The 16,674-nt window shown below is 67.1% G+C and carries 15 protein-coding genes; 2 read left to right on the forward strand and 13 right to left on the reverse strand.

The genetic code is table 11. From position 1 onward, the window contains the following. Positions 1-120 precede the first annotated feature (120 nt). From AC07NY_RS08740 to AC07NY_RS08755, 4 genes are all read right to left on the reverse strand, one after another. Complete coding sequence (locus tag AC07NY_RS08740) at positions 121-576, reverse strand: hypothetical protein (RefSeq protein ID WP_494583286.1); 456 nt, start codon at positions 574-576, stop codon at positions 121-123. 226 nt (positions 577-802) lie between these two features. Further along, complete coding sequence (locus AC07NY_RS08745; protein ID WP_492287257.1) at positions 803-1,291, reverse strand: hypothetical protein; 489 nt, start codon at positions 1,289-1,291, stop codon at positions 803-805. Continuing rightward, positions 1,278-1,634 carry a rod-binding protein gene (locus tag AC07NY_RS08750; protein ID WP_494583288.1) on the reverse strand — a complete coding sequence of 119 codons (357 nt, stop codon included), beginning with the start codon at positions 1,632-1,634 and terminating at the stop codon, positions 1,278-1,280. Before AC07NY_RS08750 ends, AC07NY_RS08745 begins: the two co-directional genes overlap by 14 nt. Beyond that, a complete protein-coding gene (locus AC07NY_RS08755; protein ID WP_492287259.1) occupies positions 1,634-2,767 on the reverse strand; it encodes a flagellar basal body P-ring protein FlgI in 1,134 nt (377 codons plus the stop codon). Before AC07NY_RS08755 ends, AC07NY_RS08750 begins: the two co-directional genes overlap by 1 nt. Positions 2,768-2,995: 228 nt before the next feature. On the opposite strand from AC07NY_RS08755, the gene AC07NY_RS08760 reads away from it, so the two are divergent. Then, positions 2,996-3,403 (forward strand): flagellar assembly protein FliX, encoded by a 408-nt coding sequence (locus AC07NY_RS08760; protein WP_494583290.1) that lies wholly within the window; start codon positions 2,996-2,998, stop codon positions 3,401-3,403. 139 nt (positions 3,404-3,542) lie between these two features. Here AC07NY_RS08760 and AC07NY_RS08765 read toward each other — a convergent pair whose 3' ends face one another. The 3 genes from AC07NY_RS08765 to AC07NY_RS08775 form a co-directional block, all read right to left on the reverse strand. Then, positions 3,543-4,088 (reverse strand): 2,4'-dihydroxyacetophenone dioxygenase family protein, encoded by a 546-nt coding sequence (locus tag AC07NY_RS08765; protein WP_492287261.1) that lies wholly within the window; start codon positions 4,086-4,088, stop codon positions 3,543-3,545. 89 nt (positions 4,089-4,177) lie between these two features. Continuing rightward, the gene (locus AC07NY_RS08770; protein WP_494583291.1) at positions 4,178-4,915 is read right to left on the reverse strand and encodes an SDR family NAD(P)-dependent oxidoreductase; all 738 of its coding nucleotides are present in this window, start codon (positions 4,913-4,915) and stop codon (positions 4,178-4,180) included. Between the two features lie 77 nt (positions 4,916-4,992). Further along, complete coding sequence (locus AC07NY_RS08775; protein ID WP_494583293.1) at positions 4,993-5,808, reverse strand: hypothetical protein; 816 nt, start codon at positions 5,806-5,808, stop codon at positions 4,993-4,995. A gap of 214 nt (positions 5,809-6,022) precedes the next feature. Here AC07NY_RS08775 and AC07NY_RS08780 point away from each other — a divergent pair, with 214 nt between their 5' ends. Then, positions 6,023-7,237 (forward strand): NADP-dependent isocitrate dehydrogenase, encoded by a 1,215-nt coding sequence (locus tag AC07NY_RS08780; protein WP_454656322.1) that lies wholly within the window; start codon positions 6,023-6,025, stop codon positions 7,235-7,237. 81 nt (positions 7,238-7,318) lie between these two features. Here the strand turns inward: AC07NY_RS08780 and AC07NY_RS08785 are convergent, their stop codons facing one another. The 6 genes from AC07NY_RS08785 to cckA form a co-directional block, all read right to left on the reverse strand. Beyond that, positions 7,319-7,954, reverse strand: coding sequence for a class I SAM-dependent methyltransferase (locus AC07NY_RS08785; RefSeq protein ID WP_494583294.1), 636 nt, complete (start codon positions 7,952-7,954; stop codon positions 7,319-7,321). A gap of 80 nt (positions 7,955-8,034) precedes the next feature. Beyond that, positions 8,035-8,658 carry a hypothetical protein gene (locus AC07NY_RS08790; RefSeq protein ID WP_494583296.1) on the reverse strand — a complete coding sequence of 208 codons (624 nt, stop codon included), beginning with the start codon at positions 8,656-8,658 and terminating at the stop codon, positions 8,035-8,037. Between the two features lie 2 nt (positions 8,659-8,660). Further along, complete coding sequence (locus AC07NY_RS08795) at positions 8,661-9,824, reverse strand: cyclic nucleotide-gated ion channel (RefSeq protein ID WP_494583298.1); 1,164 nt, start codon at positions 9,822-9,824, stop codon at positions 8,661-8,663. 7 nt (positions 9,825-9,831) lie between these two features. After that, positions 9,832-12,474 (reverse strand): alanine--tRNA ligase, encoded by a 2,643-nt coding sequence (alaS, locus tag AC07NY_RS08800; RefSeq protein WP_494583299.1) that lies wholly within the window; start codon positions 12,472-12,474, stop codon positions 9,832-9,834. A gap of 385 nt (positions 12,475-12,859) precedes the next feature. Continuing rightward, positions 12,860-13,945, reverse strand: coding sequence for a recombinase RecA (gene recA / locus AC07NY_RS08805; RefSeq protein ID WP_349237279.1), 1,086 nt, complete (start codon positions 13,943-13,945; stop codon positions 12,860-12,862). A 193-nt stretch (positions 13,946-14,138) separates the two neighbouring features. Next, positions 14,139-16,643: a cell cycle histidine kinase CckA gene (cckA, locus tag AC07NY_RS08810; RefSeq protein WP_494583301.1), complete on the reverse strand. Its 2,505-nt coding sequence runs from the start codon at positions 16,641-16,643 to the stop codon at positions 14,139-14,141. Positions 16,644-16,674 lie beyond the last annotated feature (31 nt).

Here is a 16,674-nt window from a genome sequence, read left to right on the forward strand (position 1 = left end):
CGCCGCCTTGTCGGGGCATGGTTAAGCAGCCTCTAATTGCGGCGGCCGGCGTAGGGCCAAACGCAAACCGCCCGCGCGGAGGCGGGCGGCTTCACGAAGCGGTGCAAGGGGAGGTGGCCGTCAGGCCGTCCGCTCGACCTGATGGTGCTGGGTTTCGCTGGCCTCGCGGGCCCGCTCGCTGAGTTCGCGCGAGTAGGCGCGCAGCTTCAGGAGTGTCTCGTCCGGGAGCTGCGAGATCGTCTCGCCGGTGTGCGGGTCCTTCTTTTGCAGCACGATCGCGCGGGTCTGCGGATCGATGATCAGCTTGCGCTCGACCGTCTCGTCGGTGGTGCGGGCGGCCTCGCGACTGTTCTGGGCGTTGGCGCGGGCGCGGCGCTCGCCATCGGCGCGGCTCTGCGCGTCGCGCGCCTCGGCGCGGACTTCGACATTGACGGCCGCGCCGGCCGAGGCCGACTGCACGGTCTTTTCAGGGGGAAGGTCGACCGCGACGCTGCCGGCATGGGCCGTGACGTCAGAACGGCTGACAGGCGGCGGGCCGATCACGGCCGCGAGCTTGGGGGCGTTGCCAAAATCCATGACCACTCCTTCTGGAGTCGTTCACGGCGCCGTCGCGCCGCTCTCGTCCGCTGCCGGGAGCAGGACGTGCTACCCGACAGTACGGAGATTGGCAGAAAAGATTGAATCCGGCGTCAAGAAATTAGGTAAATCTTTAGGGTTTCCGGCGCAGCCGTCGCGTAAACCCTTTTTAAACCAAGGGGCTGGCGCTTCCTGCCCCAGAGCGGAAGCGACCAGCCATAGCGTCTCACAGCCGGCGCGAGACGACCAATGGCCCGGAATTCGGACGGGCGAAGACGCCGGCGCCGACGGTCGCCGCCGGGCCGTAGCCATTGGCGCGCATCGGCTTGTTGGCATCGGCGGCGAGATCGCGAACGATCGATTCCGAGACGGCCCGCGCCGTCGCCAGCACGATCTGGTTGGTCTCGATCAGGCCCTGGAAGGCGAGATGGGCGTCCTTCAGCCGCTTGACCTCTCCCGGCACGAAGCGGGCCAGCGCCACGGCGTTCAGCTTCACCTGCTCGACGCCGCGCATGTAGATGCCGGCGAGCTCGGTCTTGCGCGGCTCGCGGGTCATCGCTTCCGGCAGGCGGCCGGCGCGGACGAGCTCGGTTTCCTCGCCGACGAGATGGGAGAGGGCGCCGAGCGCCTCCAGCACGGCCTCGACCAGGGCGCGCGCGCTCAGCGCATCGGCGATGCGCGGGCGCTCGTCGAGGATCGGCTTAGCGGCCAGCATTCTGCACTCCGCCCGCAGCCTGCTCCTGCAGGTTGATCAGGTCGCGCATGATCTGGTTGGACAGGCCGATGCCGCCGGCCTTCTGGATCTGCTGGGCATATTGCTGCGTCAGCTGAGAACGCCAGATGCCGCCGCCGGTGCCGTTCTCGCCCAGCGGGCCTTCGGTGCCCACGTTGGCGAAGAGCTTCTCGGTCATCTGCTCGAGAAACATGGTCTCGAACTCGTCGGCCTGCTTCTTCGCCTTGGCCTTGGCCGGGTCGAGCGCATCGGCGATGCCGCTGGCGACCTTGCCGGCGACGCCGAGGGCAAGGTTCGCGGCGGGAAGCGCGAGGGCAGCAGTCATCACATCACCTCGATTTCGGCCTGCAGGGCGCCTGCCGACTTGATGGCCTGGAGAATGGAGATCAGGTCGCGCGGGCCGATGCCGAGCGCGTTGAGCCCGTCGACGAGTTCGGCCAGCGTCACGCTTTCCTTGACGAGGGCGAGCTTGTTGCCGCCGCCGGTATCGACCTTGACGTTGGTCCGGGGCGTCACGACGGTCTGGCCACGCCCGAACGGCTCGGGCTGGGAGACCTGCGGCTGCTCGCTGATCGTGACGGTGAGGTTGCCCTGCGCCACGGCGACCGTGGAGACGCGGACGTCCTTGCCCATGACGATGATGCCGGAGCGCTCGTCGATGACGATGCGGGCGAGCTGGTCGGGCTCGACGCGCAGCTGCTCGATATCGGTGAGCAGCCGGATCATGTTCCCCTTGAAGCGCGGCGGAATCTGCAGGACCACGGTCGAAGGATCGGTCGGCTCGGCCGAGTCGCCGCCGACGAAATCGTTGATCGCGGCGGCGACGCGCCGTGCGGTGGTCAGGTCGGGATTGCGCAGCGACAGGCGCAGCGTCGAGAGCTTGTTCAGCGCGAAATCGATCTCGCGCTCGACGACGCCGCCATTGGCGATGCGGCCGACGGTCGGCACGCCGCGGGTAATCTTGCTGGCTTCGCCCTCGGCCGAGAAGCCGGAGATCGCGACCGGGCCCTGCGACACCGCATAGACCTCGCCATCGGCGCCGAGCAGCGGCGTGACCAGCAGCGTGCCGCCCTGCAGCGACTTGGAATCGCCCATGGCCGAGACGGTGACGTCGACGCGCGTGCCTTGCGTGGCGAAGGGCGGCAGGTTGGCCGTCACCATCACGGCGGCGACGTTGGCCGTGCGCATGTTGGCGCCGCGGGTGTTGACGCCGAGGCGCTCCAGCATCGCCTGCAGCGACTGCTTGGTGAAGGGCGTGTTGTTGAGCGTGTCGCCGGTGCCGTTGAGGCCGACGACGATGCCGTAGCCGAGCAGCTGGTTGGTCCGGACGCCCTCGACGGAGGCAAGGTCCTTGATGCGCGAGAGCGCGAACACCGGCTGCGACGACAGGCCGACGACCACGGCCAGCATGGCGGCCAGCGGCTTCAGCAGCGTCTTCAGGGCGGGGTTGCGGAACATGCGTCTGGCACCAAAGAGTGGTTGAACTCGCCAGAGCCCTTGCGAGCGGCGTGCCAAACCGCTCGAATTTGAAAAGCCTTGTTTGTCAGTCCTTTGCAGTTCGGCGTCATGGTCGGGAGGCTCTTGCGGGGCTTGCGCTTCCTGCCGGGGCGGCAGTTTCTGCCGGGCAATTTACCGGCTGTTAACCGTCTTGCCGCAAGAGTTCGTTAACCCTTCACGAGGCCGCCGATGATCAGGATCGACCAGCGCGCGCCCGTTTCGAATGCCGGCCCGGCCAGTTCCGCGAGGCGCTCGAGCGGCGCGGCCTTCACGCTTCCGACGCAGGAATCGGCGACCGCTGCCCGCAGCAGCGGCGTCAGCGCGGCAGGTCCGCTCGACACCTTGCTCGCCGTCCAGGCGCAGGAGGATTCGCAGGATCGCAAGCGTCGGCAGGCGAGGCGCGGACATGACCTGCTCGACGGGCTCGATCGGCTGAAGGCGGCGCTGCTCGCTGGCCGGGTGCTGCCCTCCGAGCTGGAGCGGCTGCGCACGACATTGGCGCTCCGGCGCGAGACCACGGACGATCCGCGTCTCGACGAGGTGCTGGCCCACATCGAATTGCGCGCGGCCGTGGAGCTCGCGAAGCTGAAGCGCTGAGGGCGACAAAGCGCCGTCATGCTCGGGCTTGATCCGAGCATCCCATGCCAAAAGAGGGGCTCATAGCTCTATTCTGCCAGAGATTCTCGGGTCTGCGCTTCGCTTCGCCCAAGAATGACGGCCCTCTGCACTGGTCGACCTATCGAATGAACTGATCGACATACTCCGCACCGAGCCCGTTCTGGGCGTAATGCGCGCGGCATTTGTCGATGCGGGTGAAGACGTCGTCATAGCCCAGGCACTTGCCGTCCGGATCGACATAGATCATCGCGCCGTTGACCTGGAACATGGTGATCATCTCCTCGACATCGGGATCGACCACCAGCGTATGCGTCTCGCCCGGCGCCTCGTAGACATAGGAGCCCTCGGTCGCGACCCAATCGTGCTCCAGATAGCGCCATTGGCCCTTGAGCACATAGCCGTGGACCGGCAGCGGGTGGCGGTGGCGTGAGAGCACGCCGGCGCGGCGGACCTTGAGCAGGTTCATCCAGTAGCCGCGCGAGGTGCAGAGGAGCAGGGGCCGGAACCAGACATTGTCGTCCACCGGAACCCAGACGCGCTCGTCGGTGGGGATGACGTTCGGGACGATCAGCTCGGGCGGCGATTCCTTCGGCTGGGGATGGCGATAGGGCGTCCAGCGCTCCTCCTGCGTGGCCGCGACGGGCATCGGGCTCGTCGTGTTCATGGCGTCTCTCCCGGGCTGATGTTCTGATTCAATCCGCGCGCAATCTGATTCAGGTTTCCGGCCCAAGTCATTGGGCTGGAATCGCTTTCCTAGACGGCGAGATAGCCGCCATCGACCGGCAGGATCGCGCCCGTGATGAACTGGGCCGCGTCCGAAAGCAGGAAGGCGATGGCGCCGCCGACATCGCCGGGGTTGCCCCAGCGGCCCATCGGCGTGCGGGCGAGGATCGGCGCTGAGCGCTCAGCATCCTCGACCAGCGGCCGGGTCAGTTCGGTCTCGATCCAGCCCGGCGCGACCGCGTTGACGCGAATGCCGTCCTGCGCCCAGGCGGCGCCGAGCGACTTGGTGAGTTGGCCGATGCCGCCTTTCGAGGCCGCATAGCCCGGCGCGAAGGGCGAGCCGTGGAAGGTCAGCATCGAGGCGATATTGACAATGCCGCCGCCGGCCTTGTCCGCGCCCTTGGCGGCGAGCTTGTCCTTGGCGGCGAGGCACATCCGCATCGTGCCGTTGAGATTGACCTCGATTGTCAGGCGGAAGGCGTCGATCTCGAATTCCTTGCCGCCGCGCTGGATCATGCCGGCGCAGTTCACCAGCGCGTCGAGGCGCGGGCAGGTCGCGACGATGGCGGCGACCTCGGCGTCGCGGGTTACGTCGAGCCGGGCATGGCGGATGGCGGGATGGGTCGGCGCCGCCGCGACCTCCTCCTCGGTCAGGCCGGTGGCGAGGACCTCGTAGCCGGCCGTGGCGAGCGCGAGAGCGGCACCGGCGCCGATGCCGCGCGTACCGCCGGTGACGAGGGCGAATTTGGTCGAAGTCGCGTGTGTCATGGGGCGAGGCTAGAGCGGCCCGCGCTGAGGGGGAAGGCAGGAAGACGCAGGCCGCCATGCGGTGGCGGCCATGCCGCTCAGTCCCACTTGTACTTCAAGGAGAGCATCGCCCGGCCGCGCGTCTCGAAATCGCTGGCCACGAGTGGCACCTTGCGCGCCAGCGTGACGTCGAAGGAGGTTTGCCAGGGCAGGTCGGCCAGTCTGGCTAGATCGACCGAAAGCTTCATCTCCGGCGTCATCGCGGTGTGAATGCCGTCGCCCGGCGCGAAGACGTAAGTCCCGCCCATGGTGAGCTGGGAGGTCAGGGTGAGGTGGGGGAACAGCTCCTGCCGGTACCCGATCAGCGCCTCGCCGATCTGTTCGGGATTGCCGTAGAGCGCGCTGCCGCCACCGGTGGCGAGGCCCCAGATGAAGCCTTTGCCTGCCCCGACAGGCTGGGCGAGCCGCCAGCGCAATTCCGCATTCCGCGTCGCGCCGGTGCTCGCCGGATCGGAGAGCGTGGTCGAGAGCGAGAAGATGTCCTGCCCGAGCTTGAAGCCGACCGAGCGGTCCTGCGCCGCGCTCATCGTATTCTGGCGGGCGGCAAAACCCTTGCGGATGATGTCGACCGGGATCGGCGCCCGCGCCCGCAGATGTGCGCCCGATGATGCGGCGGCGCGACCGAGCGCGGCCAACCCCGGATCGAAGACGATCGCATCGGGCTCGCTCGCGGCAAGCGCCGGCATCTCGTCCGCGTCGGGATCGATCAAGGCGCCACGCGGGATCGGCAGCGGCATGGCGGGCTGCTCCTCTGCCGTGAGCGGCGTGGAGGCGAGGGCGGGACTAAGCGTCGCCGCAAGAAGGAGCGTGGCCGGCGCGAAGCCGGACCGGCAATCGGGAATGAAACGGAACACGTCGTTCGTCCTGTCGCTATGACGAGCGGCAGGTCAGGCTAGGCGGGGAAGATGCCGATTTTGCGGCAGTGCAGCATAATGATTGTTGCGCGAGATTGCCCGAAAGCCGCGCTTCCCCCGCCGCGCGTAACCCGCTAGGAAGCGACCCAGCCGCAGGCCATGCCGAAAGGCGTGGTTTCGGATCGTTCTATCTGGAGAGAACAGGGGTCATCGCATGAGCAAGATCAAGGTCGCCAACCCGGTCGTCGACATGGACGGCGACGAGATGACCCGGATCATCTGGCAGAAGATCAAGGACACCCTGATCTTCCCGTATCTGGATCTCGAGCTCGACTATTACGACCTCTCGGTCGAGAACCGCGACGCGACCAACGACCAGGTCACGATCGATGCCGCCAACGCCACCAAGAAGCATGGCGTCGCGGTGAAGTGCGCCACCATCACGCCGGACGAGGGCCGCGTGAAGGAGTTCAACCTCAAGGAAATGTGGAAGTCGCCGAACGGCACGATCCGCAACATCCTCGGCGGCGTGATCTTCCGCGAGCCGATCATCTGCAAGAACGTGCCGCGCCTGGTGCCGGGCTGGACCCAGCCGATCGTCATCGGCCGCCACGCCTTCGGCGACCAGTACCGCGCGACGGACTTCAAGTTCCCGGGCAAGGGCACGCTCTCGATCAAGTTCGTCGGCGAGGACGGCAAGGTCATCGAGAAGGAGGTTTTCAAGGCCCCCGAGGCCGGCGTCGCCATGGCGATGTACAATCTCGACGACTCGATCCGCGACTTCGCCCGCGCCTCGCTGAACTACGGCCTGATCCGCAAGTACCCGGTCTATCTCTCGACCAAGAACACCATCCTCAAGACCTATGACGGCCGCTTCAAGGACATCTTCGAGGAGATCTACCAGGCCGAGTTCAAGGCGGAGTTCGACAAGCTCGGCATCACCTACGAGCACCGCCTGATCGACGACATGGTCGCTTCCGCGATGAAGTGGTCGGGTGGCTATGTCTGGGCCTGCAAGAACTACGATGGTGACGTGCAGTCCGACACGGTGGCGCAGGGCTTCGGCTCGCTCGGCCTGATGACCTCGGTGCTGATGACGCCGGACGGCAAGACCGTCGAGGCCGAGGCCGCGCACGGCACGGTGACCCGCCACTATCGCGAGCACCAGAAGGGCAAGGAGACCTCGACGAACTCGATCGCCTCGATCTTCGCCTGGACCCGTGGCCTCGCGCACCGCGCCAAGCTCGACAACAATGCCGAGCTCGCCAAGTTCGCTTCGCTGCTGGAGAAGGTCACGGTCGACACGGTCGAGGCCGGTGACATGACCAAGGACCTCGCCCTGCTGGTCGGCGCCGAGCAGAAGTGGCTCTCGACCACCGGCTTCCTCGAGAAGGTCAGCGACAACATGCGCAAGGCGATGGCTGCCTGATTTCAAGCTCATCGTTGCGTGGAATGAGCAGCCCGGCCGAAAGGCCGGGCTTTTTCCATGCGCTGTGCTCGCCGGCAGTGATCAGGCCTTCCGGGCCACGATGTAGGGGCGCCAGTGCTTACCCTTGGTCGCGTGGTTCTCGACGTCCAGAATCTGAAAGCCGGCCGCAGACACGCGTTCCTTAAGCTCTGCCGCGTTGAAGACGGCAGCATAGGGCGCCAGCCGGAGCGCCCTCATCACGGGCAGGGCAGCGTATCCGACGAGCGGGTTCATGTCCCCGATACAGGGCGTCTTCGAGATGAACAGCCCGCCCTCGGCGAGCAAGCCGCGGATATGTTCGAGCGTGCCGGACAGGTCACGCACCAGATGCAAGTAGCTGAAGCCCAGAACGGCATCGAAAGATGCGTCGGATCCGAGCGCTTCTGCCGTGGCGACGCGGAAGCTCAATTCCGAGATCGCTTCTATCGCCAGTTTCTGCTCGGCAATCGCGATCATGCCGGTCGAGATGTCCGTCGCGAGATAGCTTTGCACGCCGTCGGCCAGCCTGAGCGCCGTCGATCCCGTGCCGCAGCCGAGTTCCAGCACCCGATCCTGCGGCCTCAGCAGCCCGCGCGTCCGCTCCAGCGTGCGTTCATAGCCGGCGATGTCCGAGATGGTGCTACGCGCGTATCGGCCGGATGTCCGATCCCAGAAGCGGGCATCGCTCACGCTGCTCATCCTTCGGTACTCCCCAAATCAAGGCCGATATAGGCGGGGAAGATTGCGGGAGTTTTACTGATCCAGCCGCTGCAGGCGGCTCATTCGACCTTAATGGCCCGACGCGCCAGAATCTGGTGCTCCGCCAGCGGCGCATGCAGCACGTAGCGCAATTCATAGAGGCCCGGCTGGTCCGGCGCTTCCAGCGTCGCCTCGACATTCTCGGCCGGGAAGAAGCGCGGGCCGTCTGTGTCGGCGGGAGCATCGGGCTTCACCAGCATGACACGGTCCTGCTCGCCATTGGGGCCGATGCCGCGCACCGGCACGCCCTGGCCACGGCCGACCCGCTCCGGCGCAGCCAGCGTCGCGCTGGGCTCTGTCGTGGCGAGGGGCTGGCGCAGCAGGATCACGGGCGCGCCGTCCTTCTCCACGGTGAGGCGCACTTCATAGGCGCCGACGGCGCCCGGCGTCGGCAGGGCGGGGACGGCGTTCTTCGGCTCGACGACGACGATTGCCTTGCTGGCGGGATCGTCGGGGCGGGCGATCGCGAGGCGGGCGCCTTGCGGCGCGTTGCTGAGGAAGACGCTGAGCGGTGCACCGGCGACGATGGTGCGGGCCGCGGAGAGGGCGGGGGCATCGCTGCGGCGCGGGGCGGTTTTCGTCTGTGCGGCTGCCAGCGCTGGCAGGAGCAAGGCTGCGAGCGCGATCAGGGAACGGCGTTTCACGTTCATCCTCTCGCCAGCGCCCGGATGCGCTCGGCAAGCCGGGGGTGGCGTGTGGTGAGTGCCCGGAAATCGATGGGGTCGAGCACCAGGAGCTTGGAAGGAACCGTCGCCACCGCCGCTTGCGGGCAGGGCGAATGGCTGGCGATGGCGATATCATCGAGCTGGAGTTCGCCGAAAAAATGGCCTTCGTCGAGCCGGTCGCGGCTGTTGGCGAGCGCGACTTCGACCTCGCCGCTGGCGATGAAATAGAGCGCCCGGCCGGGTTCGCCCTGATGCATGATAACGGCGCCTGAGCGCACCGACTGGGCGCGCAGGAACTGCATCACGGCGGCGATCTCGCTGGCATCGAGCCCGCCGAAAAGCGGCACGCGCGCGACCATGCTCCAGGTCACGACGAATTCGCGCCGGTGGATCTCCTGCGCGAACGCGGTCGCGACGATGCCGACCGGCAAAGCGAGCATGACGAGGCCGAGTACGGCGGTGACGGCCGCGACCGCCTTGCCGGCTACGGTGATCGGAAAGACATCGCCATAGCCGACCGTGGTCAGGGTGATGATCGCCCACCACATCGCATCGGGAATGGTGCCGAACTTGTCGGGCTGGGCTTCATGTTCGACCAGATGCATGGCGCTTGCCGCGACCAGCATCACGCCCATCAGGATGACGAAGCAGGCGACCAGCGCCTTGCGCTCCGCCGCCAGCGCCGCCGCGAGCGAGGCCATGCCGGGCGAATAGCGGCCGAGCTTGAAGAAGCGCAGCAGGCGCAGCAGCAGGAGAAACCGGACCTCGCCGAAACCCAGCAGCGCGGCCGCGAGCGGCAGGATCGCGAGCAGGTCGATGATGGCCGGGAAGGAGCGGAGATAGGCGAGCCGGGCGCGCGTCGCGCTGAGGCCGCGATAGCGGGCATGCTCGGGCGCGATCCAGATGCGGATGGCGTATTCGACCGTGAAGACCGCGAGCGAGATGCGCTCCAGCAGCTCGAAACCGGGGCCGAAGCGGGCGGCGAGCGTGGGAACCGATTCCAGCACGATCGCCAGCACATTGGCGCAGATCAGCGCGACCAGCGCCCGGTGGATCACGGTGGCGACGAGGTCGTCGCCGGCACCGTGATCGAACCACAGGTGAACCTGCCACCGCCAGCCCCGTCGAGGCGTGGCGGCGGCCATCTCTTCGTCAGCCCATCGCGGCCGCGACGGCGTCGAGCGCGGCTTGCGCCTTGCTGCCGTCCGGCCCACCGGCCTGGGCCATGTCGCGGCGTCCGCCGCCGCCCTTGCCGCCGAGCTGCTCGGAGGCGACGCGGACCAGCGCGACCGCATCGAAGCGCTCGGTCATATCAGGCGTGACGCCGACGACGACGCCGGCCTTGCCGTCATCGGCAACGCCGACGATGGCGACGACGCCGGAGCCGACGCGAGCCTTGGCCTCGTCGGCGAGGCTCTTCAGGTCCTTCATCTCGATGCCGGTGACGGCGCGGGCGAGGAGCTTGGCACCGGCGATCTCCTGGACCGGGTCCTCAGCCGTGCCGCCGCCGCCCATGGCGAGCTTCTTGCGGGCCTCGGTCAATTCGCGGTCGAGTTTGCGGCGCTCCTCGATCAGGGCGGCGAGGCGGTTACCGGCCTCGTTGGCGGGGACCTTGAGCAGGCTCGCCAGCCCGTCGAGCAGGCGCGATTCCGCGTTGAGGCGCAGGCGCGCGCCATTGCCCGTCATGGCCTCGAGGCGGCGCACGCCGGCCGCCACTGCGCCTTCGCCGACGATGCTGACGAGGCCGATATCACCGGTGCGCGAGGCATGGGTGCCGCCGCAGAGCTCGACCGAATAGGCGCGGCCGGCCGGGTTCGTGCCCATCGCGACGACGCGGACCTCGTCGCCGTATTTCTCGCCGAAGAGGGCGCGCGCGCCCGAGGCGATCGCCTCGTCGACGCTCATCAGGCGGGTCGTGACCGGCTCGTTCTGCAGGACGATCGCATTGGCGATCTCCTCGACCTCGCGCAGCTCCTCGGCGCTGATGGGCTTGGGATGCGAGAAGTCGAAGCGCAGGCGATCGGCCGAGACCAGCGAGCCCTTCTGCGCGACATGGTCGCCCAGGACGAGGCGCAGGGCCTCGTGCAGGAGATGCGTCGCCGAATGGTTGGCGCGGATGGCGGTGCGGCGCTCATGGTCGACGACGAGCTCGACGGCGGCGCCGAGCTTCAGCTCGCCTTCCTTGACCGTGACGCCATGGGCGAAGACGTCGCCGAGCTTCTTCTGGACGTCGGTGACCTCGACCACCGTGCCCGGCGCCTTGACCAGGCCGGCATCGCCGACCTGGCCGCCGGATTCGCCGTAGAATGGCGTCTGGTTGACCAGCATGAAGCCGCTCTCGCCGGCCTTCAGCGAGGAGACCTCGGCATTGTCGCGGATCAGCGCGGTGACGACGCCCTCGGCGGTCTCGGTGTCGTAGCCCAAGAATTCGGTCGCGCCGACCTTGTCGCGCAGCGGGAACCAGAGCGTCTCGGTCGCAGCCTCGCCGGAGCCGGACCAGGCGGCGCGCGCCTTGGCCTTCTGCTGCTGCATGGCGGCATCGAAGCCCTCGGTATCGACCGTGATCTCGCGGGCGCGCAGGGCGTCCTGCGTCAGGTCGAGCGGGAAGCCGTAGGTGTCGTAGAGCGTGAAGGCGACGTCACCCTTGAGGCTCTGGCCGGAGGTCAGATCCTTCGAAGCGTCGTCGAGCAAGGTGAGACCGCGCGCCAGCGTGGTGCGGAAACGGGTTTCTTCCAGCTTCAGCGTCTCGGTGATCAGCGCTTCGGCGCGCAGCAATTCGGGATAGGCGCGGCCCATCTCGCGGGTCAGCGCCGGCACGAGCTTGTAGAGCAGCGGCTCCTTGGCGCCCAGCAGCTGCGCATGGCGCATGCCGCGGCGCATGATCCGGCGCAGCACGTAGCCGCGGCCCTCGTTCGAGGGCAGCACGCCGTCGGCGATCAGGAAGGCGGAACAGCGCAGATGGTCGGCAATGACGCGATGGCTCGCCTTCATAGGACCATCCGGATCGACCGAGGTCAGGTCCGCGATCGCGGTGATCAGGGCGCGGAACAGGTCGATATTGTAGTTGTCATGCGTGCCCTGGAGCACGGCCGCGATGCGCTCCAGCCCCATGCCGGTATCGATCGAGGGGCGGGGCAGGTTGGTGCGGATGCCGCCGGCCGCTTCCTCGTACTGCATGAAGACGAGGTTCCAGATCTCGATGAAGCGGTCGCCGTCCTGCTCGGCCGAGCCTGGCGGGCCGCCCCAGATATGGTCGCCATGGTCGTAGAAGATCTCGGAGCAGGGGCCGCAAGGACCGGTATCGCCCATGCGCCAGAAATTATCCGAGGTCGGGATGCGGATGATCTTGTCGTCGGTCAGGCCGGCGATCTTCTTCCAAAGCGCATGCGCCTCGTCGTCCTCGGAATAGACGGTGACCGTCAGCTTGTCCTTGGGCAGGCCGAATTCGCGCGTGACCAGCGTCCAGGCGTGGTGGATCGCCTGTTCCTTGAAATAGTCGCCGAAGGAGAAGTTCCCCAGCATCTCGAAGAAGGTGTGGTGACGGGCGGTGTAGCCGACATTGTCGAGGTCGTTGTGCTTGCCACCGGCGCGCACGCATTTCTGGGCGGTGGTGGCGCGCGAATAGGGGCGCTTCTCCTGCCCGGTGAAGACGTTCTTGAACTGCACCATGCCCGAATTGGCGAACATCAGCGTCGGGTCGTTGCGCGGGACGAGCGGGCTCGACGGCACAATCTCGTGGCCCTGGGACTTGAAGTAGTCGAGGAAGGTCGACCGGATATCGTTGACGCCGCTCATCGCTCTTTTGCGCTCTGATCTTGGGCAGGAGGCCGGGCTCGCGCTCGGCGGGAAGAACCGGTTCTAGTCAGGCGGTTGGCGCCTGTCCAGAAAGCCGGAGCCTTTCCGCGTTTCTGCGAAACACGGAAAGGCTCCGGTCTTCTAGTTGCCGCATTCTCTTCACGCGAACCGGTGGCCACTTCGCTTGAAAATGCTTGGGATGCAGCGCACAGCCCGCAAAGCCTTATCGGCAAACGAAAACGGGCGGCCCGAAGACCGCCCGCTTGCATCGGAACGTCATTCTCGGGCGGAGCGAAGCGCAGACCCGAGAATCTCTCTCAGGATAGGTCGCCTCATTCGGCCTGAGATGCTCGGGCCAAGCCCGAGCATGACGGCGTTGGCTATCTCAGGCTTCGCCTTCGTCGAGATCGTCCGCGGTCGGGTCCGCCTGATCGAGGATGCGGTCGGCGACGAGGCCGGAATTCTGGCGGATCGTGGCTTCGATCTTCGCGGCGAGGTCCGGATTGGCCTTGAGGAAGGTCTTGGCGTTCTCGCGGCCCTGGCCGAGGCGCTGGCTGTCGAAGGAGAACCAGGCGCCCGCCTTCTCGACCATGCCGGCCTTGACGCCGAGATCGATCAGCTCGCCGACCTTCGAGATGCCCTCGCCGAACATGATGTCGAACTCGACCTGCTTGAAGGGCGGCGCGACCTTGTTCTTGACGACCTTGACGCGGACCTGGTTGCCGGTCGCCTCGTCGCGCTCCTTCAGCGTCGAGACGCGGCGGATGTCGAGACGCACCGAGGCGTAGAACTTGAGTGCGTTGCCGCCGGTCGTGGTCTCCGGCGAGCCGTACATCACGCCGATCTTCATGCGGATCTGGTTGATGAAGATGACCATGCAGTTCGAGCGCGAGATCGAAGCGGTGAGCTTGCGCAGGGCCTGGCTCATCAGGCGGGCCTGGAGGCCGGGCTGAACATCGCCCATCTCGCCCTCGATCTCGGCGCGGGGCGTCAGCGCCGCAACGGAGTCGACCACGAGCACGTCGATCGCGCCGGAGCGGACGAGGGTGTCGGTGATCTCGAGCGCCTGCTCGCCGGTATCGGGCTGCGAGATCAGGAGATCGTCGAGATTGACGCCGAGCTTGCGGGCATAGACCGGATCGAGCGCGTGCTCGGCATCGACGAAGGCGCAGACGCCGCCCTTCTTCTGGGCTTCGGCGATGGTGTGCAGCGCCAGCGTGGTCTTACCGGAGGATTCCGGCCCGTAGATCTCGATGACGCGGCCCCGGGGCAGGCCGCCGACGCCGAGCGCGATGTCGAGGCCGAGCGAACCGGTCGAAATCGTCTCGATCTCGATCGACGGCGAATTCTTGCCGAGCCGCATGATCGAGCCCTTGCCGAAGGCGCGCTCGATCTGGGAGAGCGCCGCATCGAGCGCCTTGGCCTTGTCCATCGAGGAGCCTTCCACGAGTTTGAGATTCGCCTGATTCACGGTTCGGGCTCCTTATGACAGGGCGAGGGGGACATCTCAATGCGTCTTGACATGGAGATGGTCACGCTTTGTTCCTGTCCGCAAGTTCTTTTTTTGTTCTCAGTGTCAGTTTCTGTCAGCAGGACTGTCAGGAGCTGTCACGAGATGGAAAAACGGGGCGGTGTGCGGTGCCCGCGTGAGGGCGCCGCCGATCTCACCCCATCGCCGCCTTCACGGTCTCGACGAGCTGCTTCATCGTGAAGGGCTTGGGCAGGAAGTGGAATTCCTCGCCCTCGGGCAGGTTCTTGCGGAAGGCTTCCTCGGCATAGCCGGAGACGAAGACGACCTTGGTGTTCGGGTTGCGCTTGCGCAATTCGCCGAGCAGCGTCGGGCCGTCCATTTCCGGCATCACCACGTCGGAGACGACGAGGTCGATCTTGCCGTCGTTCTGGAGGAAGAGGTCGAGCGCCTCGACGCCGGACGCCGCCTCGTGGACGGTGTAGCCGCGCGAGACCAGCATGCGGGCGTTGAGCGCACGCACCGCGTCCTCGTCCTCGACCAGCAGGATGACGCCGGCGCCGGTATGGTCGGCGGCGAGCTTCTTCGGCGCTTCCTTGGCGGCGGCCTCGGCTGCGATCTCCTCCTGGCTCGGGACGTGGCGCGGCAAGAAGATCTGGAAGGCCGTGCCCTTGCCGATGGTCGAGTCGACGAAGACATAGCCGCCGGTCTGCTTGACGATGCCATAGACCATGGAGAGGCCGAGGCCGGTGCCCTTGCCGACTTCCTTCGTGGTGAAGAAGGGCTCGAAGATCTTGTCGAGATGCTCCTGCGGGATGCCGGTGCCGGTATCCTCGACCTCCAGCAGCACGTAGTCGTCGGTCGGCAGGGCCTCATGGCTGAAGGAAGCGCAGTCCTCGCGGGCGACGTTGCGGGTCCGCACCGCGAGCTTGCCGCCGTTCGGCATGGCGTCGCGGGCGTTGACGGCGAGGTTGACGATGACCTGTTCGAGCTGGCCGAGATCGGCCTTGACCGGCCAGAGGTCGCGGCCCTGGCGGACGTCGAGCGTGACCTTGTCGGCGACGACGCGCTTCAGCATCAGCGAGAGATCGGAGAGCACCTCGCCGAGCTCCAGCACTTGCGGGCGCAGGGTCTGGCGGCGCGAGAAGGCGAGCAATTGCCTGACCAGCGCCGCGGCGCGGTAGGCGTTCTGCTTGATCTGCATGATGTCCGGGAAGGACGGGTCGGTCGGCCGGTGGCTCGCCAGCAGGAACTCCGAGGCGTTGATGATGACCTGCAGCACGTTGTTGAAGTCGTGCGCGATGCCGCCGGCGAGCTGGCCGACCGCCTGCATCTTGCCGGCCTGGTCCATGTTGTCGCGCAGCTTGCGCTCCGCCGTGGTCTCCAGCGCGTAGACGATGGCGCGCTCGCCGTCGCCGCCCTCGGTGCCGGCAACCGGCGTGAGGTAGAGCTTGGCCGAGCGGCCGTCCTCGCCCGCGAGCGTGAGGTCGAGCGGGTTGCCGCCAGAGCGGCCGGCGACCACCTCGGCCAGCGCCTCGTCTAGCCCGGCGCCAGAAGCGACGAGGTCGTGGATGGTGCGGGGCCTGAGGCCAGCCGGGATCAGGCGGGCGAAGGCGGCGTTGGAATGCAGGATCGCGCCGGTCTCGTCGACTGTCGCGATCGCCATCGGCGTCGAATGGAAGAAGCGGGCGAAGCGGACCTCGGCATCGCTGCCGCCATCGGCCCCGGCCTCGCCCGCCGTGCGGTTGAGGACGAGGGTGCGCGAGGGGCCGGCGCGGCCGTCCTGCCCGAAGGCGACCTGATGATGCAGGCGCACGGGCAGGGGCGCGCCGTTGCGGCGCTTCAGATCGACATCGAGCACCTCGACGCGGACATCGCCGGGCTGGCCGCGGATCGCCTGGACCAGGGCAGCGGCGGAGGGCGTGCAGACATCGTCGAGATGCAGGCCGCCGGAGCCGAAGCGGGCAAGGTCGAAATCGAGCCAGCCGGAGAGGGTGGCGTTGAGATAGGAGACCTCGCCATCGGCATCGATCGAGATGAAGCCGGCCGGCGCGTGGTCGAGATAGTCGATCGCGTGCTGGAGCTCCTGGAAGGCATTTTCCTGGCGCTCGCGTTCCGGGGTGATGTCGGAGACCGACCAGATCGTCGCGGTCGTGGCCTCACGGCGGACGGGGGAGACGCGGACGCGGTACCAGCCGACCTCGCCGCGCCCGTTCAGCGCGGGCTCGAGCCGGACCTCCTCGACGAGGCGGCGGTGCTCGCGGGCGGCGGTGGCGAGCCGGTAGATCGCCTCGGAGACGTCGGCGCGTCCGGTCAGCAGGCGCCCGACCGGCTTCAGGTCGTTGGCGCCGGTCGCGCCAGCCAGTGCGAGATAGGCTTCGTTGGCATAGACGACCTCGTTCTCGCTTTCGGTCACGACGATGCCGTCATCGGCGCGGTCGACGATGGCCTTGGTCAGGTCGTTGCGGGAGGCGCGGCCGGAAAACTGCACCAGCCCGATGGCGAAGGCGAAGAGGCCGAAGACGCCGACGACCGAGAGCAGGGCGAGCAGGCCGAGGATCAGCGGCTGCGCCCATTCATTGGCGAGGAAGCCGAGCGCGATCGCCGCGCCGACGAGCAGCGCCGCAACGAACAGGATGATCCCGATATGGCCGGGCTTGTCCGAGCGATCGATCGTATTGGTCGCCGTGGTGCCGCTCATTGCGGTGGAGTCCGTTCCCTTGCGGCCGCGC

Source organism: Allobosea sp. GW821-FHT09G06, assembly GCF_059416005.1.